20 protein-coding genes are annotated in these 18615 nt (G+C 72.2%); 5 read left to right on the top strand and 15 right to left on the bottom strand.

Going from position 1 to position 18615, the window contains the following annotated elements; genetic code table 11:
- On the bottom strand, positions 1 to 1917 hold the full coding sequence (gene dnaG / locus QQ657_RS10855; protein WP_284741938.1) for a DNA primase: 1917 nt from the start codon (positions 1915 to 1917) through the stop codon (positions 1 to 3).
- A 32-nt stretch (positions 1918 to 1949) separates the two neighbouring features.
- On the opposite strand from dnaG, the gene QQ657_RS10860 reads away from it, so the two are divergent.
- A complete protein-coding gene (locus QQ657_RS10860) occupies positions 1950 to 2903 on the top strand; it encodes a sigma-70 family RNA polymerase sigma factor (protein ID WP_284741939.1) in 954 nt (317 codons plus the stop codon).
- Here the strand turns inward: QQ657_RS10860 and QQ657_RS10865 are convergent.
- The 3 genes from QQ657_RS10865 to QQ657_RS10875 form a co-directional block, all read right to left on the bottom strand.
- The gene (locus tag QQ657_RS10865; protein ID WP_284741940.1) at positions 2875 to 3645 is read right to left on the bottom strand and encodes a hypothetical protein; all 771 of its coding nucleotides are present in this window, start codon (positions 3643 to 3645) and stop codon (positions 2875 to 2877) included. The two genes, QQ657_RS10860 and QQ657_RS10865, sit on opposite strands and share 29 nt — an antisense overlap.
- A 66-nt stretch (positions 3646 to 3711) precedes the next feature.
- Positions 3712 to 4278, bottom strand: a complete 567-nt coding sequence (locus QQ657_RS10870) for a carboxymuconolactone decarboxylase family protein (protein ID WP_284741941.1) — start codon at positions 4276 to 4278, stop codon at positions 3712 to 3714.
- Between the two features lie 22 nt (positions 4279 to 4300).
- The gene (locus QQ657_RS10875; protein ID WP_284741942.1) at positions 4301 to 5659 is read right to left on the bottom strand and encodes an MFS transporter; all 1359 of its coding nucleotides are present in this window, start codon (positions 5657 to 5659) and stop codon (positions 4301 to 4303) included.
- 24 nt (positions 5660 to 5683) lie between these two features.
- Here QQ657_RS10875 and QQ657_RS10880 point away from each other — a divergent pair, with 24 nt between their 5' ends.
- The gene (locus QQ657_RS10880; protein ID WP_284741943.1) at positions 5684 to 6136 is read left to right on the top strand and encodes a MarR family winged helix-turn-helix transcriptional regulator; all 453 of its coding nucleotides are present in this window, start codon (positions 5684 to 5686) and stop codon (positions 6134 to 6136) included.
- Here QQ657_RS10880 and QQ657_RS10885 read toward each other — a convergent pair.
- A complete protein-coding gene (locus tag QQ657_RS10885) occupies positions 6133 to 6837 on the bottom strand; it encodes a carboxymuconolactone decarboxylase family protein (RefSeq protein WP_284741944.1) in 705 nt (234 codons plus the stop codon). The two genes, QQ657_RS10880 and QQ657_RS10885, sit on opposite strands and share 4 nt — an antisense overlap.
- 103 nt (positions 6838 to 6940) lie before the next feature.
- On the opposite strand from QQ657_RS10885, the gene QQ657_RS10890 reads away from it, so the two are divergent.
- Positions 6941 to 7540, top strand: coding sequence for a TetR/AcrR family transcriptional regulator (locus QQ657_RS10890; protein ID WP_284741945.1), 600 nt, complete (start codon positions 6941 to 6943; stop codon positions 7538 to 7540).
- A 38-nt stretch (positions 7541 to 7578) separates the two neighbouring features.
- The gene (locus QQ657_RS10895; RefSeq protein WP_284741946.1) at positions 7579 to 7923 is read left to right on the top strand and encodes a VOC family protein; all 345 of its coding nucleotides are present in this window, start codon (positions 7579 to 7581) and stop codon (positions 7921 to 7923) included.
- Positions 7924 to 7929: 6 nt separating this feature from the next.
- On the opposite strand, the gene QQ657_RS10900 is transcribed toward QQ657_RS10895, so the two are convergent.
- Both QQ657_RS10900 and QQ657_RS10905 read right to left on the bottom strand, forming a co-directional pair.
- Complete coding sequence (locus QQ657_RS10900; protein WP_284741947.1) at positions 7930 to 8523, bottom strand: DUF6193 family natural product biosynthesis protein; 594 nt, start codon at positions 8521 to 8523, stop codon at positions 7930 to 7932.
- Positions 8520 to 9059 carry a DinB family protein gene (locus QQ657_RS10905; protein ID WP_284741948.1) on the bottom strand — a complete coding sequence of 180 codons (540 nt, stop codon included), beginning with the start codon at positions 9057 to 9059 and terminating at the stop codon, positions 8520 to 8522. Before QQ657_RS10905 ends, QQ657_RS10900 begins: the two co-directional genes overlap by 4 nt.
- Positions 9060 to 9108: 49 nt before the next feature.
- Between QQ657_RS10905 and QQ657_RS10910 the strand changes: the two genes are divergently transcribed.
- Positions 9109 to 9795: an alpha/beta fold hydrolase gene (locus QQ657_RS10910; protein ID WP_284741949.1), complete on the top strand. Its 687-nt coding sequence runs from the start codon at positions 9109 to 9111 to the stop codon at positions 9793 to 9795.
- Between the two features lie 10 nt (positions 9796 to 9805).
- Here the strand turns inward: QQ657_RS10910 and QQ657_RS10915 are convergent, their stop codons facing one another.
- The 8 genes from QQ657_RS10915 to QQ657_RS10950 all read right to left on the bottom strand — a co-directional run bounded on the left by QQ657_RS10915 (position 9806) and on the right by QQ657_RS10950 (position 18584).
- Positions 9806 to 11617, bottom strand: coding sequence for a glycosyl transferase (locus tag QQ657_RS10915; protein WP_284741950.1), 1812 nt, complete (start codon positions 11615 to 11617; stop codon positions 9806 to 9808).
- Positions 11614 to 12705: a serpin family protein gene (locus tag QQ657_RS10920; RefSeq protein ID WP_284741951.1), complete on the bottom strand. Its 1092-nt coding sequence runs from the start codon at positions 12703 to 12705 to the stop codon at positions 11614 to 11616. Before QQ657_RS10920 ends, QQ657_RS10915 begins: the two co-directional genes overlap by 4 nt.
- Positions 12706 to 13088: 383 nt before the next feature.
- A complete protein-coding gene (locus QQ657_RS10925) occupies positions 13089 to 14363 on the bottom strand; it encodes a deoxyguanosinetriphosphate triphosphohydrolase (RefSeq protein WP_284741952.1) in 1275 nt (424 codons plus the stop codon).
- 32 nt (positions 14364 to 14395) lie between these two features.
- The gene (locus QQ657_RS10930; RefSeq protein ID WP_284741953.1) at positions 14396 to 15049 is read right to left on the bottom strand and encodes a YdcF family protein; all 654 of its coding nucleotides are present in this window, start codon (positions 15047 to 15049) and stop codon (positions 14396 to 14398) included.
- 32 nt (positions 15050 to 15081) lie between these two features.
- Entirely contained in the window at positions 15082 to 15687 is a 606-nt protein-coding gene (locus QQ657_RS10935) for a response regulator transcription factor (protein ID WP_284741954.1), read from the bottom strand.
- On the bottom strand, positions 15684 to 16886 hold the full coding sequence (locus QQ657_RS10940; protein ID WP_284741955.1) for a sensor histidine kinase: 1203 nt from the start codon (positions 16884 to 16886) through the stop codon (positions 15684 to 15686). Before QQ657_RS10940 ends, QQ657_RS10935 begins: the two co-directional genes overlap by 4 nt.
- 28 nt (positions 16887 to 16914) lie before the next feature.
- Positions 16915 to 17655, bottom strand: a complete 741-nt coding sequence (locus QQ657_RS10945) for an ABC transporter permease (protein ID WP_284741956.1) — start codon at positions 17653 to 17655, stop codon at positions 16915 to 16917.
- Positions 17652 to 18584, bottom strand: a complete 933-nt coding sequence (locus QQ657_RS10950; RefSeq protein WP_284741957.1) for an ABC transporter ATP-binding protein — start codon at positions 18582 to 18584, stop codon at positions 17652 to 17654. Before QQ657_RS10950 ends, QQ657_RS10945 begins: the two co-directional genes overlap by 4 nt.
- Positions 18585 to 18615 lie beyond the last annotated feature (31 nt).

An 18615-nucleotide genomic window follows, 5' to 3' on the forward strand; every position in this document is an offset into this window, starting at 1 on the left:
TCAGCCCCACGCGCCGGCGGCCGCCTGCTCGCCGAGCGACTTCTTGTACTGCTCCAGCGCGACGAGGTCGCCGAACAGCGCGCGGTAGTCGTCCGGCGCTTCGACCGGCGAGAGCCGTTGCAGCTTGCCCTTGATCTCCGCGATCTGCCGGCCGACGAGCCCCTCCTGCAGCCGGGCGAGGATCGACGAGATGTACCGCGAGTCGACTTCGTCCTTGGCCTGCAACGGTTCCACGGCCAGCTCGGACAGCACGCGCCGGACCGTCCCTTCCGGACAGTGCGGGGCCGCCGCGTCCAGCAGCGCCGGGCCGGTCAGGCCCGAACCCGCGCCGCCCGCCTTGAGCACGGCGTCGTGCACCGCGACGTACACCGGGTGCGTGAACGCCTCCAGCGGCAGCGCGTCGTACTCGGGCCCGGCGATCGCCGGCTGCTGCAGTGCGGCCTTCAGCGCCTCGCGCTGGACGGCGAACCGCGGGTCCTTCGGCGCCGGCCGGGCGACGTCCTGGGCCGGCGGAGCCTCCGCCGGGGCACCCACGCGCGCCGGCTGCTTGAGGGGTGCGCCCCCGCGCCGGTCGGTCGCGCCCGCGCTGCCGCGGACCCGGTTGACCACCTGGGCGACGTCCTGCCAGCCGACCCACCAGGCGAGCTTCGACGCGTAGCCGTCGCGGGCCGCGCGGTCCTTGATCGACGCGACCATCGGCACGGTCTTCTGCAGCGCCGAGACCTGGCCGTCGACCGAGTCGAGGTCGTAGTTCTTGAGCGTGCTCCGGATGACGAACTCGAACAGCGGGGTCCGGCGCGCGACCAGGTCCTTCACCGCGCTGTCGCCCTTGGCCAGGCGCAGCTCGCAGGGGTCCATGCCGTCCGGCGCGACCGCGATGTAGGTCTGACCGGCGAACGTCTGGTCGCCTTCGAAGGCTTTCAAAGCGGCCTTCTGGCCCGCTTCGTCGCCGTCGAAGGTGAAGATCACTTCGCCGCGGAAGGCGTCGTCGTCCATCATCAGCCGGCGTAGCACCTTCATGTGGTCCTCGCCGAACGCCGTGCCCGACGACGCGACCGCCGTCGGGACGCCCGCCGCGTGCATCGCCATCACGTCGGTGTAGCCCTCGACCACGACGACCTGGTGCTTCTTCGCGATCTCGCGCTTGGCCAGGTCCAAGCCGAACATGACCTGGGACTTCTTGTAGATCGGCGACTCGGCGGTGTTGAGGTACTTCGCCGAGATGCGGTCGTCGTCGAACAGCCTCCGCGCGCCGAAGCCGACGACCTCGTTGCCGACGTCGCGGATCGGCCAGACCAGGCGCCGGTGGAAGCGGTCCATCGGGCCGCGCTGGCCCTCCTTGGACAGCCCCGCCGTCAGCAGCTCCTTGACCTCGAAGCCGCGCGTGAGCAGGTGTTTCGTCAGCTTGTCCCAGCCGCCGGGGGCGTAGCCGCAGCCGAACGTCTTCGCCGCGGAGGCATCGAACCCGCGCTCGGACAGGAAGTCTCGCGCGGCGCGCGCCTCGTCAGTGGACAGCTGCTCGGCGTAGAACTCCTGGGCCGCGCGGTGCGCCTCGATCAGCCGGCTGCGGCTGCCGCGGTCGCGCTGGATCGTCGCGCCGCCACCTTCGTAGGTGAGCCGGATGCCGACCCGGTCGGCCAGCCGCTCGACGGCCTCCACGAAGGTGATCAGGTCGATCTTCTGGATGAACTTGATCACGTCGCCGCCCTCGCCACAGCCGAAGCAGTGGAAGGTGCCGTGCGTCGGGCGGACGTTGAACGACGGGGTCTTCTCGTTGTGGAACGGGCAGAGGCCCTTCAGGCTGCCCCCACCGGCGCGGCGCAGCGCCACGTACTCCCCGACGACCTCGTCGATCCGGTTCCGCTCGCGCACCTCCGCGATGTCGCTCTCCCGAATCCGTCCTGCCACGTCATCCACTCTAGCCTCGCCGTTTGCGGCACACTCGGGGCATGGCCTCCACGCCCACCGCCCAGGACACGCTCGCCGCGGAGTTCGCCGCCCACCGCGGTCACCTGATCGGGGTCGCCTACCGGCTGACCGGCACGCGCGCCGACGCCGAGGACGCGGTCCAGGAGTCCTGGCTGCGCCTGGCCGGGCTCGACGACGCCGGCCGCGCGGCGATCCGCGACCTGCGGGGCTGGCTCACCACGGTCGTCGGCCGGATCTGTCTCGACCGGCTCAAGTCGGCCGCCGCGCAGCGCGAACGGTACGTCGGCCAGTGGCTGCCGGAGCCGGTCGTCACGCCGTTCGGGCAGCCGGCGAGCGAGGACCCGCTGGACATCGCGGTCCGCGACGACGGCCTGCGGATGGCCGCCCTGGTCGTGCTCGACAAGCTGACCCCGGAGCAGCGCGTCGCGTTCGTGCTGCACGACGCCTTCTCGGTGCCGTTCTCGGAGATCGCCGACGCGCTCGGCGTCTCGGTCGACGCCGCGCGCCAGCACGCGTCCCGGGGCCGCAAGGCACTCGCCGACGCCGACCCGCCGCCGCGCGCCCCGCTCGACGACCAGGCCCAGATCCTCGAGAAGTTCGTCGGCGCGCTCCTGGCGGGCGACATCCAGGCGATGACCGAGCTGCTGGCCCCGGACGTCGTGCTCATCGGCGACTCGAACGGCAAGGGCCGCACCACCCGCCAGCTCATCCTGGGCCCGGACAAGATCGCCCGGTTCTTCATCGGCCTCATGCGCAAGTACGCGCCCGGCGTGGTCGAACGCGGCTCGCCGGTGCTGGTCAACGGCGATCTCGGGATGTACCTGCCGCCGATGCCGGGCCGTGAGGGCTTCCTCGCGCTCGACGAGCACGTGCAGTCGGTCAGCGTCCGCGACGGCAAGATCGTGGCCATCTACGACGTCGTCAACCCGGACAAGCTGACCCGGATCACACGTCCCGGCGCCGCGCCTGAGTGATCCCCGCCGCCAGCAGGAGCACGGCGATGGCACCGAAGTAGGCCAGGGCCCAGCCCGGGCTCAGGGGTGAGTCCGAAAGGACGGTGGCGTTGCCGCCGTCCCGGCCGGCGTTGGCTTCCCCGCTCCCGCTGAGAAACTTCGTGACGGCGTTCAGCGGCATCCACCGGTGGATCGCCTGTCCTGCCCGGGGGATCAGCGTGACGACGTTCTCCGCCATCAGCGGGTAGACGACGAGCAGCGCGACCGCACCGGCGGTGTATCGCACGAGCAGGCCCACGCCGACCCCGCAGACGGCGGCCAGGGCGGACACCGGACCGGTGCCGGCGACGATCGTCCAGTCCGCGACGCTGTCCAGCGCCAGGTCGGCGTCCGGGGCGAGGACCCGCGCGACCAGCCAGGCCGTGAAGGCGGCGGCCTCGCCGATGGCGAAGGCGTACCCGGCGGCGACCACGGCCTTCGCGACCAGCGCGGGCCACCGGCTGGGCACGCCCTGGAAGGTGCCGTGGATCGTGCCGGTGTGGTACTCGCTGGTCACCGCGAGTGCCCCCAGCAACAGGACCGCGACCAGTCCGAGCTGGTGGCCGAACTGGGTGCTCGCGACGGTCGGCGGCAGCCGCGACTCGGTCGCCGTCAGGGCGGTGAGCGCGGCCGGGGCGGCCAGCGCGACCATCGCGAAGCCGCCGCACGCCCAGGGCGTGGCGATGCTGAAGAGCTTGATCCGTTCACTGGCGACGAGGTGCATGCCCGGAACGGTCCCGCGGCGGGCCCCCGTCGCGCGTCCGCCCGGGGTCCGATTCCCGGGGTCCTACTACGGGAGCGGGACGCGGCAGGCGTCGCCGGAAGTGAAGCCCTGGTCGACGATGCCGAGCGCGCTGTTCATCCGGGCGCGCGAGTTCTCCAGCGCGATCTGGTACGTCAGCTCGACGACGCCTTCGCGGCCGAACTCGCGCTCGAGCTCGGCGACCTGCTCGTCGGTCACGGCGACCTGCTCGCCGGACATCGCGTCGGCGTAGGCGATCGCGAGCCGTTCCCGGTCACTGAACGCGGGCGAGGTCGCGTAGTCGTCGATCTTCTTCAGCCGCTCGATGTCCAGGCCGTCGTGCTTCTGCAGCATCGTGCCGAAGTCGACGCACCACGAGCAGCCGATCCGGGTCGCGACGCGGTAGACGGCGAGCTCGCGCACGTTCGCCGGCACCTTCTTCGAGGCCCGTTCCACCATCAGCTCGTGCACGGCGTTGGCCCGCAGCAGCCCGGGGTGGTGCGCGGCGACGGCCATCGGCTCGGGCACCGCGCCGTAGCGCCGCCCGGCGATCCGGTAGACCAGCTTGAGGAACGGGCCGGCTTCGGACGTCTTCTTCGCGGGGATGCGAGGCATCTGCGTTCTCCTTCGTTCGCGGTCACGACGAGGACGAGACCGCGGCAGGAGACGTGACAGCGGGCGCGGTGAGCCAGGCCACCAGCATGATCGCGGCCGCGGCGCCGAACACGACGGTGAGGCCGGCCGCGGTGAGCCCGCCGGTCGTGGCCAGCGCGAACCAGCCGAACACCGCCGCGCCGGCCAGCCCGCCGGCCTGCCGGGCGAAGGTCAGCGAGCCCAGCGTGACACCCATCAGCTCGCGCCGGGCGCGGGTCTGCCCCAGGACGGTGTACGCGGACGTGCAGACCGCGAAGGCCGCGCCGATCGCGAACAGCCCCGGCGCGAGGAGCCAGGGACTGCCGCCGAGCGCGGCCGCGACGGCGATCGCGGCGAGCCCGGCCGTGCCGAGCAGGCAGCCGAACCGGCCCCACGCCGTCATGTCCGGGTGCCGGCGGGCCAGCGCGGCGAAGGACGCGGACAGCGCGAGCTGCCCCGCGGTCATCGCGACGAGCAGCAGACCGGTCCCCGCCGCGCCGGCCGCCAGCGCGGCGACGAGCGCGACGTAGGTGAAGGTGCCGTAGAGCGCGGCGCCCGCCAGTCCGTTGACCAGCACCGCGCGCGCCAGGACGGCGTCCGCGAAGACCTTCGGCGAGATCAGCGGGTTCGGCGTGCGGCGCTGCCGGCGCACGAAGAGGATTCCCGCCGCGGCGGTGGCCCCGACGAGGATCGGCGTCCACAGTGGACTTTTCGCGAGCGCGTCGAAGGTGCCGAGCGCGACGACCGCGGAGCCCGCGACGGTGAGCAGCACGCTGCTCCCGGCGTCGAACTTCTCCTGGGTGCGACGGGGTTTCGCGGGCAGCCCGCGCAGGCCGAGCACCAGTGCGGGCACGCACAGCGGGAGGTTGACCAGGAAGATCCAGCGCCAGCCCGGGCCGGCGGCGAGCAGCCCGCCCAGCGGCGGCCCGCCGAGGGTGGCGGCCGCGAAGACCGCCGCCTGCCAGCCCTGGCGGCGCAGCAGCTCGTCGCGCTCGAACAGCTCGCCGAGCGCGCTCATCGCCGTGACGATCAGGCCGCTCCCGCCCAGTCCCTGCAGCGCGCGGGCGACGATCAGCGAGCCGAGGTCGGGCGCGGCGGCGCACCACGCCGAGGCCGCGGCGAACACGAGAACCGAGCCGGCGAACGAGATCCGGCGGCCGTGGAGGTCGCCGAACCGGCCGTGCAGCGGCGTCGCGACGGTGAGGGTGAGCAGGCCGGCGGCGGTCACCGCGACGAGCCCGGTGCGGGCGTGCAGGTCTTCGCCGATCGAGGGCAGGGCCGCGGTGACGATCAGGCCGTCGAGCTGGGCCATGGCCATGCCGAGCAGGAGGCCCGCAAAGGCGAGGTTCCGAGATGCGTGCATAAAGCACACGTTATAACGTGCCTTATGCACACATCAAGCGCGGACGGCGGACCGGCCCTCTTCCGGCTGGTCCGGCACTGGGCGCGCCAGTGGGCCCCGGACGTCGTCGAGCGCTTCGCCGCGGACGCCCCACCGGCGTGGACGGTGCCGAACCTGTTCGTGATCCAGGCGATCGACAGCTCGGCGAGCGCCGAGGTGACGGTCGCCGACGTGGCCCACCAGCTGGGCATCGACCGCTCGGTGGCCAGCCGGATGGTCGCCGAAGCCGGGCGAGACGGCTTCGTGGTGCGTTCGACGTCGGCCCGGGACGCGCGCCGCGCGGTGCTGACGCTCACCGAGGCGGCGAAGGAGTTCCTCGCCGCTTCGCAGGCCCACCAGCGTCAGGCGTTCGAGGCACTGGTGGGTCACTGGCCCCGCGAAGACCGTGAACAATTCGCGGGCTACCTGAGCCGGCTCGCGGGCGAAGTCCTCGGTTAGCCCAGGATTTCGTTCAGGGCTTCCCAGGCGTGCCAGGCCCGGGTGACGCCGAACTGGGCGATGAACCGCAGCGCGGCCCGCACATCCTCCGGCGACGCGCCGCCCCGCCGCGCGCGCCCGACGTGCGTGCGGAACGTGTCGGCGAGCGTTTGGTAGTGGACGTCGACGCTGAGGCTGACGAGGCCGCGCTCGCGTTCGCTGAGCGTGCCGGGCCCGTGGCCGGTGCGCATCCGCGACTGCAGGTCGAAGTATCCGGCGAAGTGCGGGTCCAGCTCGTTCAGCCGGTCGCGCACCGGTTCCGGGAGCGGACTGGGCGCGGCGTCGGGCCCGGTCGACAGCAGTTCGGGTGCCAGTGGTTCGGCCCGCGCCGGGACGATGCCGAGTTCCGCTTCCAGCTCGGCGATCCGCTCGATGCCCGCCGTCGCAACGTGGTAACCGCAGTCGTACGAGACGAACCGCAGCAGCTCTCGGATGTCCGAAGTGGACACTCCGGCGGCCAGTCCGGTCCGGACGTGGGCGACGAACGCCATGCCCAGGCTCGCCTGGCAGACGTCGGCCGTGACGCACAGGAACGTCTTCTCCCGGTCGGTCAGCTCCGGGATCGCCCGGACGTACCTCGCGGTGGCGCCGACCATCTGGGCGAACACCGGGTCGAGCGCGGCCAGCCGGTCGAGGTTCGTCGGCGTTTCGGTGGTGGTCAAGATCGTGCTCCCTCAGTGTGGTGAACATTCGTAGCGCTACAGCTGTAGTGCGAGTGACGCTACACCTGTAGCGCAATGGGTGTCCAGCTACACTGGGCCGACCATGACCGAGAACCGCCGCCGCCCCAACGCCCGCGGCCAGGGCGAGCTGCTGCGCGAAGAGATCGTCACGGCCGCCGTCCGGATGCTCGACGAGCTGGCCGACGACGAAGCGCTGTCGCTGCGGGCCGTCGCGCGCGAGGTGTCGATCGCGGCGACGTCGGTCTACCTGCACTTCCCGGACCGCGACGCGCTCGTGCTGGCCGCGATGCAGCGCTGCCACGAGGAGCTCGTCGGCGCCGGGGACGCCGCGGCCGCCGAAGCCCCGGACCCGGCGACCGCGTTGCGCGCCCGGATCCTGACGCAGGCGGCGTGGGCGCGCGAGCACCCCGGGCTCTACAAGGTGCTGCACGAGAGCAAGGTCCACCGGCGGCTCGGCATGCCGTTCAAGGAGGTCATGGTCGCGCGCACGATCGCCGCGGTCCAGGCCTGCATGGACGCGGGCCTGGCGCCCGCCGACGACGCCACGACCGTCGCGATCGACCTGCGGACCGCCGTCAACGGCATGCTGGCGCAGCGGATCAACGAACCCGACCTGCCGTGGCCGCCGGCCGTCGAGCAGGTCGACCGGTTCCTCGTGAAGCTGGTCGGCTTGCGGCGCTGACTTGTGATCACGCCCGGAACAGGCTTGGGTGAGCGGCCATGAGCCCCCAGACGGTGATCCCGCGGATGGTGGTGAGCGATCTCGTCGCCGCCGTCGCGTTCCTGCGTTCGGTGTTCGGCGCCACCGGCGAAGTCGAAGGCGGCCGGCCGGCGGAGATCCGCATCGGCGGCTCGCTCGTCATGGTGTCGGCCGAAGGCGAGCGCGAGCTGTTCCCCGCGTTCCTGTACGTGTACGTGGCCGACGCGGACGCGACGTACCGCAGGGCGCTGGACTGCGGCGCGACCAGCCTCGAGCTACCGGCGAACATGCCCTACGGCGACCGCCGCGCGATGGTCCGCGACCCGTTCGGCAACGTCTTCCAGATCGCGCACCGCCGCGGCTGACCGCGGTCACGGCAGCCGGTTCAGCACCTCCGCGACGGCGGCCTCGGCGTCGGGGACCTTGACATCCTGACGCTCCGGGTACCGCACCGTGAAACTCCCGTCGCGCTCCGGGGACACCCAGACGCCGAGCGCCCGCGACGGATAGGGGCCACGGCGAAATCCGAGCATGTCGTGGCTGGTGAACGGGTACAGCGCCCGCAGCCGCGGTTCCGCCATGGCCAGCTCGATGACCCGGCTGACGCGCACCAGCTGGGGCACGCGGTGCCGGAGGGCGTGGGAGACCTGCCAGCGGAACTCGATGCCGTCACTGCGGTCGACCCATGTGCCGAGGGTCCGGCTCTCGCGCAACACGGCCGGCATGGCCCCCGCAAGCCACGCGCGGGCCGCGTCCGCCGCCGCGTCGAGGTCGGCGCCGCCGCCGATCGCGTGGACGGCGCGCTCGCGCCAGAACTGCATGGAGAACGTCGGCGTGCCGGCGGCGGGGACGACGTCCACGGACCGCTCGCCGGCGCGCACGACCACGGAGACGTCCGGCCACGACGTCGTCTCGAGGTCGGCGTCCGGGCCGAGCCGGTCCCGGAGCTCGGCGAGCAGGTTCACTCGCCCGTGCTGCCGTCGATCGACTCGCGGATGAGGTCGGCGTGGCCGTTGTGGCGGCAGTACTCCTCGACCATGTGCACCAGGATCCAGCGCAGGCTCGGCGAAGTGCCGTCTCGCCGCGTGTGCTTGGACGCCTGGGAAAGGTCGCCGTTCGTCAACGCCTCCGCGTACAGCTCCCGGGAGCGCGCCACCGCCCCCTGCCAGAGCTCGCGGAGCTGCTCCGGAGTGTCCTCCGCCGCCGAATCCCAGTCCCAGTCCGGGTTTTCGCGCCAGTCGACGGTGTTCCACGGCTCGGCGGGCTCGCGGTCGAACAGGACGCAGGAGAACCAATAGTCCTCCACGTACGCGAGGTGCTTGAGCAGCCCGCCCAGCGTCAAGGTGGACGGCGGGTGCGTCGCGCGCAGGCCCGCCTCGGCCAGCCCGGCGCACTTCCAAGCCAGGGTGTCGCGGTGGAAGTCGAGGAAGCCGAGCAGGATCGCGGCTTCGTCGCCGTCGACGGGCGGCTCGGTCCGCCCCTGGTCGTCCACTGAGGTCACGGGCGCCGACTCTACCGAAATTGTCGGACCCCTCCACTAGGTTTCCGGCATGGCTGAATTCGTACTGGTGGCAGGCGCTTGGCTCGGTTCGTGGGCGTGGGACGACGTGGTCCCGGGGTTGCGCGAAGCGGGCCACGGCGCGCATGCGGTGACGTTGTCCGGCGTCGCCGAAAAACGCGACGTGCCGGCTGGGCAGCGGCGGCACGTGCAGGACATCGTCGACGTCGTCTCGCAGGGCGACCTGCGGGACGTCGTGGTGGTCGGGCACAGCTACTCCGGCATCCCGGTCGGCCAGGCGGCCGAGCGGATCGGCGACCGGCTGAAACGCGCGGTGTTCGTCGACTCGAACGTGCCTGCCGACGGGGAGTCCTTCGCCGCCGTCTGGTCCGAGGCACAGGTCGCGGCCCTCACTGAGCGCGGCTTCTGGCCCCCACTGACCGCGGAAGACTTTGCGGGCCAAGGACTTTCCGACGCCGAGATCGCCCGGATCGTCGAGGGCTCGACCCCACACCCGGCCGCGTCGCTCACCGAACCCGCGGTGCTCTCACGCCCGCTGGGCGACATCCCGGCGACCTACCTCAAGTGCCTGCTCGACGGTGACACGCCCAGCCCGGACGTCGCGAAGCTGCTGGAAAGCGACCGCTGGCAGCTGGTGGAGCTGGACACCGGGCACTGGCCGATGTTCTCGCGACCGAAGGAGCTGACCACGATCCTGCTGGACGCGGCCAAGGCCTGACCGCGGCCGGTCACGGCGTCAGGGCGCGCACGTCCCAGACCCACACCCCGCCGACGAACTCCGCCGGCTTGCGCAGCAGGAGCTCCACAGTGGACTTCAGCGCTTCCTGGTTCTGGCGGGGGCCGACCACCAGCACGTCCGCGTTCCAGGCGCGCAGGTCGGTCAGCGCCTGGGTGCGGTCGGCTTCGGTGACGTCCGCGGCCTGCCCCGTCTTCTCCACCTCGGCGAACAGGTCCGAGGTCGGCAGGGGCACGGCGCCGTAGCGGCCGCGGCGGTCGTCCGGTGAGGTCGGGCCGACGAAGTAGCCCTCGGGCATCGGGTAGCCGAGGCCCGCGTCGACCTGCCAGTGCAGCGGCTCGGCCTCGCCGGTGCTGGGCAGCGGCACCGGCACGAGCGAGCCGCCGGGGGCGATGTACTGGCGCCAGATCCCGTCGGCGAAGAAAGGAGGTGAGAGCGGGCGTTCGTGCGTCACCAGCTCCGTCGGCGCGATCGGCAGCAGCACTGCCACCACCGCGCCGATCCAGATCATGCGCAGGGGGAACCGTGGCTTGCCGTCCAGGGGCTCCGGCTGCTCGGCGGCCGCCGTCCAGACGCGGTGCGTCGCGATCGCCAGGAGCCCGCCGACCACGGGGATGCAGCCCATCGCGAGCCGGGATTCGAGCAGCGAGTCCAGCAGCGGCAGCTGGCCCAGCCACTTCCACGGGCCGGGGATGCCGGTGTCGTCGTGCGCCACGGTGATCTCGATGCCGAGGGAAAGCACGGCCATCACGTACATCGTGATCGCGAGCGCGCGCGAAACGACGTCACGCCACAGCCAGATCGTGAGCACGACCATGAGCACGATCAGCGGCCAGCCGAAGAACGCGTTCTCCTCGGTGCGGTTCATCGACACGTCCGCCGCCGCCTCGGGAGCGCCGGCGATCGACTGCGTCGCGAAGCGCGTGAACGCCGCCGTGTCGTTGCCCGCCGAACCGTGCAGCAGCGAGTGGAAGCTCTGCGGGCCGAAGAACTGCCAGTACAGCGGGAACCCGGCGATCAGCAGCGCGACGACCGCGCCGATGCCGATCCCCTTGGCCAGCGGCGCCAGCATGCCGCGGATCTCCGCGCGGTGCGGGATCAGGTAAGCGATCGCGAACACGAGGAAGGTCAGCGCGAAGATCGCCAGCGGCTCTTCACCCAGCAGGATCTGCCACGCGACGAGCAGCCCGAGCACGATCCCGTTGCGCACCGGGCGTTCGCCGTGGGCGAGCTGGATCGTCTTGAGCGCGATGAACGGCAACACGAACAGCACGACGAAGTTCGGGTGCGCGTTGCCGTGCGAGATCATCGGCGGGGCGAAGCCGCAGAAGGCGCCGCCGATCGCGGCCGCGGTGCGGTTCGGCACCAGGTGGCGGGAGAACACCCAGTACCAGCCGGTTGCGGTGCCTGCGAGCCCGGCGGTGAGCACGATCGCCCACGTCAGCGTCGCGCCGAAGGTCAGTGTGATCGGCGCGAGCGGGATGTTGAGGCCGAACATCGCCGCGTTGGCTGCCATGTTGACGCCGTGCGGGTAGTTCTGGAGGTCCGTGGTGAACGGGTTCTGGAAGTGCAGGACGGCCTTCGCGACGACCGTCGAATACCACTCCCACTGGCTCTGGTCGGCGGCGCCGTTCCAGAGGTAGCCGCGCTTGAGGTCGAACCAGAGCCCGTTGTAGAGCAGGATCGTGAAGAGCAGGAACCCGCCGGTGATCGCGGAGTCCTGCCACGCCCAGCGCTTCGGGCCTTCGGGTGGTTCGGGGGCGGGCGGGACGAGATCGGGGACGGCTTCGGACTTCAAGCTCACGGTTCGACCACCCTGGCGAGGAAGTGGAGGGCTCCGGTGCCGGCGTGCCGGACCAGCAGCAGGAACGGCCGGTCGACCGTGACGGTGACCGGGTCGTCGATGATCATCGAGGTGAGGCGCATGATCAGCGCGGTCGCCGCGGCCCCCTCGAAGCCCTGTTCGTCCACTCGCAGCACGGCCTGGTGCAGTACCTCGGACACGGTCAGCCGCGAGTCCGGGGAGAGCCCGCTCAGGTCGGCCCGGCCGGTGAACATCGTGCGGACGCCGAGGCCGCGCAGCACGCCGGTGAGCGTGCTGGGGACGTCCAGCGAGATCTTCGGCAGCGCGAGCTCGACGGGTTTGAAGGCGATGCCGTCGAGCAGGCTTGTGAGGGTCGGCTGGTCGAGGGCCGCTTCGGCGTCGGCGAGGTCACCGTCGGGCAGCAGCACCACGGCCTGCAGGCCGCCTGCCGCGACCAGCTGCACGGCCTGCCAGCCGGCGGCGTGCGCGTAGCCGACGCGTTCGCTGAGCCACATGGTCGGAACGTCCCGGGTGCCGGAGGGCGCGTGGAACGGCGCGTCACTGGTGTTCGCCTCGCGGAAGGGCAGCTTCCACGCGGCTTTGAGGTAGAGGGCGTTGACCAGCACGGCGGCGACGTCCGAGTCGATCGAGCCGGGCGGCAGCAGCTGCGGGATGAGGCCGCGCGTGGTGCGCCCGACATCCTCGTTGATCAGGGCGCGCGCGGCTTCGGGCTCCTTCTCGAAGGGCGCGCTCGCGACGGCGGCACCGGGCCACCCGGCCAGCTCGGCCTTGAAGGAGTCTTCGAGCGGCAGCCGGTCGTCGGCCCACAGCGTGTTCGAGACGGCCAGCTCGGCTTGCTCGCCCCGGGCTTCTTCGACGAGCTGCGCGGCGTCCCGCAGCAGGGCGGTCTGCTCCCCGGGATCACCGAGCAGGGCGACAAGTTCCTCGCGGGTCTCCCCCCGGGCGGCCAGAGCGGCCAGGGTCAGGGCGCTGGCCACCGAATACGGCGAGAAACAGGAGTTCCCGCCCTCGGCACCGAGGGCCGCGTGGACGGCGAGGGCGAACCGGAGGTGGCTGTCCGTGGCCATGCGGGCGAGACTACCGGAACGGTTCACCCTGCCGGGCGGCCACGCGGAACTCCGCCCACGGGTGACAAATCCCCCACGCGGCGAGGCACCGCCGAATGCCAGAACCACCGTCCGCCCAAGCCCGCCCCCCGTACCCGGACGGTCGACTCGCGCACCCGAACGGTCGACTCACGTACCTCGAGCGTCGGCTCACGTGATCGGACGGGAATCACCCGTGATCAGGAGGGCATCACTCGTGATTGGGAGGTCGACTCGCGTGATTGGGAGGTCGACACGGTGCTAACCCGGGCCCGGCGCCGTGTCGGCTCGGCAATCACACGTGATGCCTTTCCAATCACACGTGATGCCCCTCCAATCACGGGTGATGCCCGTTCGAGCACGGGTCAGCGGTGGTGGCGGGTTACGTGCCACGAGTACCACGTGTGGGCCTGCGCGTCGGTGAGGGAAGCGACCTGGTCGATCACCACCCGCAGCAACCCCGCGTCGTCGCGGGCCGCCTTCCAGGCCGGGGCGAACAGCGGGTCCAGGGACTCCGGCGCCCGCCGGGCCAGCGCGTGGACCAGCTCCACCAGCAGCTCGCGCTGCCCCTCCTGCATCGCCAGCCGGCGACGGTCGCTCATCACGTACCGCAGCGCCAGCGCCTTCAGCAGCGCCACCTCCGCCGCCACCTGCTCCGGGACGCACAGCCGCGCCCGGTAACGCCCCAGCGGCCCCTCGCCGAACTCCGCTCGGGTGCCCGTGACCGCCGCCGTCGTGAAGCGGCCGACCAGCTCGCTCGTCAACCGCTTCAACGCCACCTGCGCGCCCGGTGAGCCGTCCGGCTCGGCCGACGTCAGCGCCGCCACCACCGGCAGCGCCAGCAGCTCCGCCGCCGCATCCTCCAAAGTGGACACCGACTGCGCCGAGAAGTGCTTGGCCGCGGCCTCGGCGACGGCCGCGCGTTCGTCCGGGTGGGCGAGCACGCGCAGCTTGATCCGGCCGGCCAGCACTCCGTCCTCGACGTCGTGCACCGAGTACGCGACGTCGTCCGCCCAGTCCATGATCTGCGCTTCCAGGCACGTCCGCTCTTCCGGCGCCCCTTCGCGGACCCAGGAGAACACCGGGACGTCGTCGGCGTACACGCCGTACTTCACCTGCCCCGGCTTGCGCGGCCACGGGTACTTCGTGGTCGCGTCGAGACACGCGCGGGTCAGGTTGAGCCCCACCGGGTCGCCGTCGGCGGAGAGCAGCTTCGGCTCCAGCCGGGTGAGGATGCGCAAAGTTTGCGCGTTGCCTTCGAAGCCGCCGCACGCGGTGGCGACCTCGTCGAGCGCGCGCTCGCCGTTGTGCCCGAACGGCGGGTGCCCGATGTCGTGCGCCAGCCCCGCGGTGTCGACGAGGTCCGGGTCGGCACCCAGCTCCTCGGCGATGCCCCGGCCGATCTGCGCGACTTCCAGGGAGTGCGTCAGCCGGGTGCGCGGGACGCCGGTGACCTCGGCGCCCTCCCCCGGCCCGACCACCTGGGTCTTGCCGGCGAGCCGCCGCAGCGCCGCCGAGTGCAGCACGCGGGCCCGGTCGCGGGAGAACGCGCTGCGCCCGTCCGCGCGCGTGCCGGGCAGCGCCGCGCCCTTGGCCGGTTCCGGCAGCAGGCGGGCGGTGTCGTGCTCGGTGTAGTCCACCCGACCAGCCTAAACGCGGCCACCGACAGTTCTCAGCCCAGGAACGTGGCGAACAGGTCGTCGGCCGGGGTCTTCGTCAGCCGGTAGTACAGCAGCGCGCCGGTCTCGCGGATGATGTAGCGCACCTGGGTGACGCGCTCCTGCACGATCGGCCCGCTGTGCGTCGGCGCGGTCCAGGCGTCCAGCCCCAGGTCGTCGGCCATGGTCCGGGCCCGGAACGAGTGCCACGGGTCGCTGACGAGCACCGCCGTGTGCCAGCCGCGCCCCTGGACCTCGTCCGCGACCGCCCGGAGGCTGCGCAGCGTGTCGCTGCCCTCCCCGACCGCCAGCGTCGCGTCCGGCGGCACGCCGTGCCGGGTCAGCCACAGCTGGCCGGCCCGGGCCTCGGTGAAGTTGTCCTCGGCCTTCTTGCCGCCCGCGGTGACGATCGTCTTCGCGACGCCCGAGTCGTAGAGCTGCTTCGCCTTGACCAGCCGCGCCGCGTAGATGTCCGACGGCTTGCCGTTGTACTGCGCCGCGCCCAGCACCACGATGACGTCGGCGGGCGTCCGGTCGTTCACGCGCGCGACCTGCCAGACGCGGAACGCCGTGCCGCCGACGAGCGCGAGCAGCATGAGGACCGTGCCGAAGGCGATCCGGCGCGCCCAGCTCGCGAGCGTCGGTTTGGTGCGTTCAGCGGTACCCACCCGGCCCATCTTGTCAGAAGGCCACCGGCCGCTCAGAGCCAGCCGCGCTCCTCCGAAACCCGCACCGCTTCGGCCCGCGTCCGCGCGCCGGTCTTGCCGATCGCGGCGGACAGGTGGTTGCGGACGGTCCCTTCCGACAGGTGCAGGGCCCGCGCCACGTCGGCGACCGTGCTGCCGTCCTTGGCTTCCCGCAGCACATCCCGCTCCCGGCCGGTGAGCGGGCTGGCCCCGGTGGCCAGTGACTCGGCGGCCAGTGCCGGGTCCACCACCCGGAGTCCACTGTGGACTCGCCGGACGGCCTCGACGAGCTGCTCGGGCGGGGCGTCCTTGACGACGAACCCGGCGGCGCCCGCCGCCATCGCGCGCGCCAGGTAGCCGGGCCGGCCGAACGTCGTGCAGATGATGACCCGGCACGACGGGAGCGCGGCCCGCAGGTCGGCCGCCGCCTCCAGCCCGTCCTTGCCGGGCATCTGCACGTCGAGCAGGGCGACGTCGGGCTTGGCCTCGCGTGCGGCGGCCACCACCTCGTCACCGGAGCCGACCTGTCCGACCACCTCGATGTCCGATTCCAGGCCCAGCACGGTGGCCAGCGCCCCGCGCACCATGGCCTGGTCGTCGGCCAGCAACACCCGGATCAAGCGAGTCCTCCCGCGGGTTCGGCGCGCACGGCCGGGGCGGCCGCGCGGGGTTCCGGCAGCGGGATCTCCGCCCGCACCAGCAATCCTCCCCCGGGCCGGGCCGACGCCCGCAGGGTGCCCCCGGCCGCGGCCAGCCGCTCGGTCAGCCCGCGCAGGCCGTTGCCCGGCACGACCTCGGTGGCCCGCCCGTCGTCCTCGACCTCCAGCCAGGTGTCCCCCAGCTTCACCTTGACCAGCTTCGCGCCGGAGTGCCGCAGCACGTTCGTCACGGCCTCGCGCAGCACGTACCCGAAGACGCTCTGGAACTCGGGCCGCACGTTGTCGACCGCGTGCGGCAGGTCGGCGTCGATCTCCGCGGCCCGCAACGCGGCCCGGGCGCCGACGATCTCGGCCGACAACGACACCTCGCGGTACTCCGACACGGTGGCGCGGACGTCGGACAGCGCGCTGCGGGTGAGGCCCTCGACCTCGCGGATCTCCTCGACCGCGCGCGGGATGTCGCCGGCGCTCTCCAGCACCCGCCGGGCCAGCCCCGCCTTGACGGTGATCGTGGTGAGGCTGTGCCCGAGCAGGTCGTGCAGGTCACGGGCGACGCGCTCGCGTTCGTTCGCCACCGCGAGCGTGGCGATCTCCTCGTTGGCCTGCTGCAGCCGCCGGACCGCCCGGACCAGGCTGGACATGAAGAACATCGCCATCGTCACCGACCCGACGGTGACCAGGTCGCCCCAGTTGTCGCCGAACCGGCCGTCCAGCAGCAGGATCCCGGCCGCCAGCAGCAGCGCGACGCCGTCGAGGATCACCACCCAGGCCAGCGGCAGCAGGAACACCAGCGCGGCGGTGCCGTAGAGCATGACGAAGGGGCTGGCGCCCGTCGCGGCGATCACGGCTAGGCCCAGGACGAGCATCCACACGCTGTAGGCGAACCGGAACGGGCGGGTGCGGTCGAACGCCAGCGGGAAGAGCGCGTACGAGACCGCGACGCCGTAGACGAGCGCCCACAGCGCCACCACGCCGGGCGTCACCGGGTCCCTGGCCAGCAGCGACTTCGTCACCGGGATGAGGTACGGCAGGGTGAACACGACCGACAGGAGCGGCCACCGGAGCTTGTCCGGCCCGCTGCGGCCGCGGTTGGGCGGCGGGTCCTCCCACCACGTTTCGTGGTTGCCCAGCCCGTACTGCTGCGCTTCGTCCTTGGCCATCGCCGTTCCCCATCCCCGTCCCCGGCCCTCAGACCCGGGCGCTGTCCTTACGGTAACGCCTGATCACCAGCGCCCCCAGCACGACCGTCCACCCCGCGAGCACCGCCACCGCGGTCGGCAGCGACACCACCATGTCGGTGGTCACCGCGGGCCGCGCCAGCTGCAGCACCCAGTACGTCGGCATGATCTGGGCGACGTCGTGCATCCAGGACGGCATGGTCTCGATCGGGATCCACAGCCCACCGAGGAAGCCCATGCCGAGGGTGACGATCATGTTGACCGGCTGCATCGAGTCGGGCGTGCCGAACTGGCCGAGCAGCAGCCCGAGCAGGACCAGCGGGATCGTGCCGAGCCAGACGCCGGCGAAGATCCGCACCCAGCCCGCCGCGTCGAGGTGCACGCCCTCGGCCACCACGGCGAGTACCGGCACGAGGATCAGCGCGGGCAGTCCGACGAGCAGGCCGGAGATGCCCTTGCCGGCGAGGTAGCCGGTGCCGGTCAGCGGGGTCAGGCGCAGCTGCCGCTGCCAGCCGGCCGCCCGCTCCAGCGCGAGCCGGGCTCCGCTGTTGGTCGCGGCGGCGAACGCGCCGAACGTCATCATGTTGATCATGATCACGGCCACGATCTGCGCGTGCTCCGGATCGGAGGACTTGGTGAAGACGTTGGCCTGCAACAGGAACATCAGCACCGGGAAGGCGACGACGAAGATCAGGAACCGCGGTGCCCGGAAGTTCCGGCGGATCTCGGTGACCAGGTAGGTGGCGTTCATCGGACGGACTCCGGGGTCTCGTCGGCGGTCAGGGAGAGGAAGGCGCCTTCGAGGCCGACGGCGCTGATCTCGACGTCGTGCACGGTGGGCACCGCGGCTTTGAGCGCCCACAGCGTCGCGTCGGAGTCGCCGGTGGAGATCGCGACGCGGTCGCCGCGCAGCTCGAACTCCTTGACGCCGGGCAGCGCCGCGATCACGGCTTCGGCGGCGCCCGGGACGGCGGCCCGCAGCGTGCGGCCACCGGCCAGCGCGCGGACCTCGGCGACCGATCCGTCGGCGACGACGCGGCCACGCCGCATCAGCACGACGCGGTCGGCGAACTCCTCGGCTTCTTCGAGGTAGTGCGTGGCGAACAGGACCGTGCGGCCGGACTCGGTGAACGCGTACATCGACTGCCAGAACTCGCGGCGGGTCCCGACGTCCATCGCGGCCGTCGGCTCGTCGAGGATCAGCAGGTCGGGGTTGCTGACCAGGGCGACGGCGAAGCGCACGCGCTGCTTCTGCCCACCGGAGAGCTTGTTCGCGCGGCGGCCGGCCAGCTCGTCGACGCCGGCGGCGCGCAGGGCCTCGGCCACCGGCATCGGCTTGCGGTGCAGGGCCGCGACCATGCCGACGGTCTCGGCGACGGTCAGGTCGTCCATCAGGGCGCCGCCCTGCAGCATCGCGCCGATCAGGCCGGCGCGGACCGCGTCGATCGGCTTCCGGCCGAAGACCCGCACTTCGCCGCTGTCCGGTGTGCTGAGGCCGAGGATCATGTCGACGGTGGTGGACTTGCCGGCGCCGTTGGGGCCGAGCAGGGCGACCACCTCGCCCGGGGCGATCGTCAGGTCGACGCCGTCGACCGCGTGCACGTCGCCGTAGTGCTTGCGCAGGCCGGTGAGGTGGACCGCGGCCCCCGCCGCCACCGCCTGGATGTCGTTTTCTCGCATGAGCCCAGGCTGCCGCGCCGGCGGCCGCCGT

Source organism: Amycolatopsis ponsaeliensis, from assembly GCF_030182635.1.
GTDB lineage: Bacteria > Actinomycetota > Actinomycetes > Mycobacteriales > Pseudonocardiaceae > Amycolatopsis > Amycolatopsis ponsaeliensis.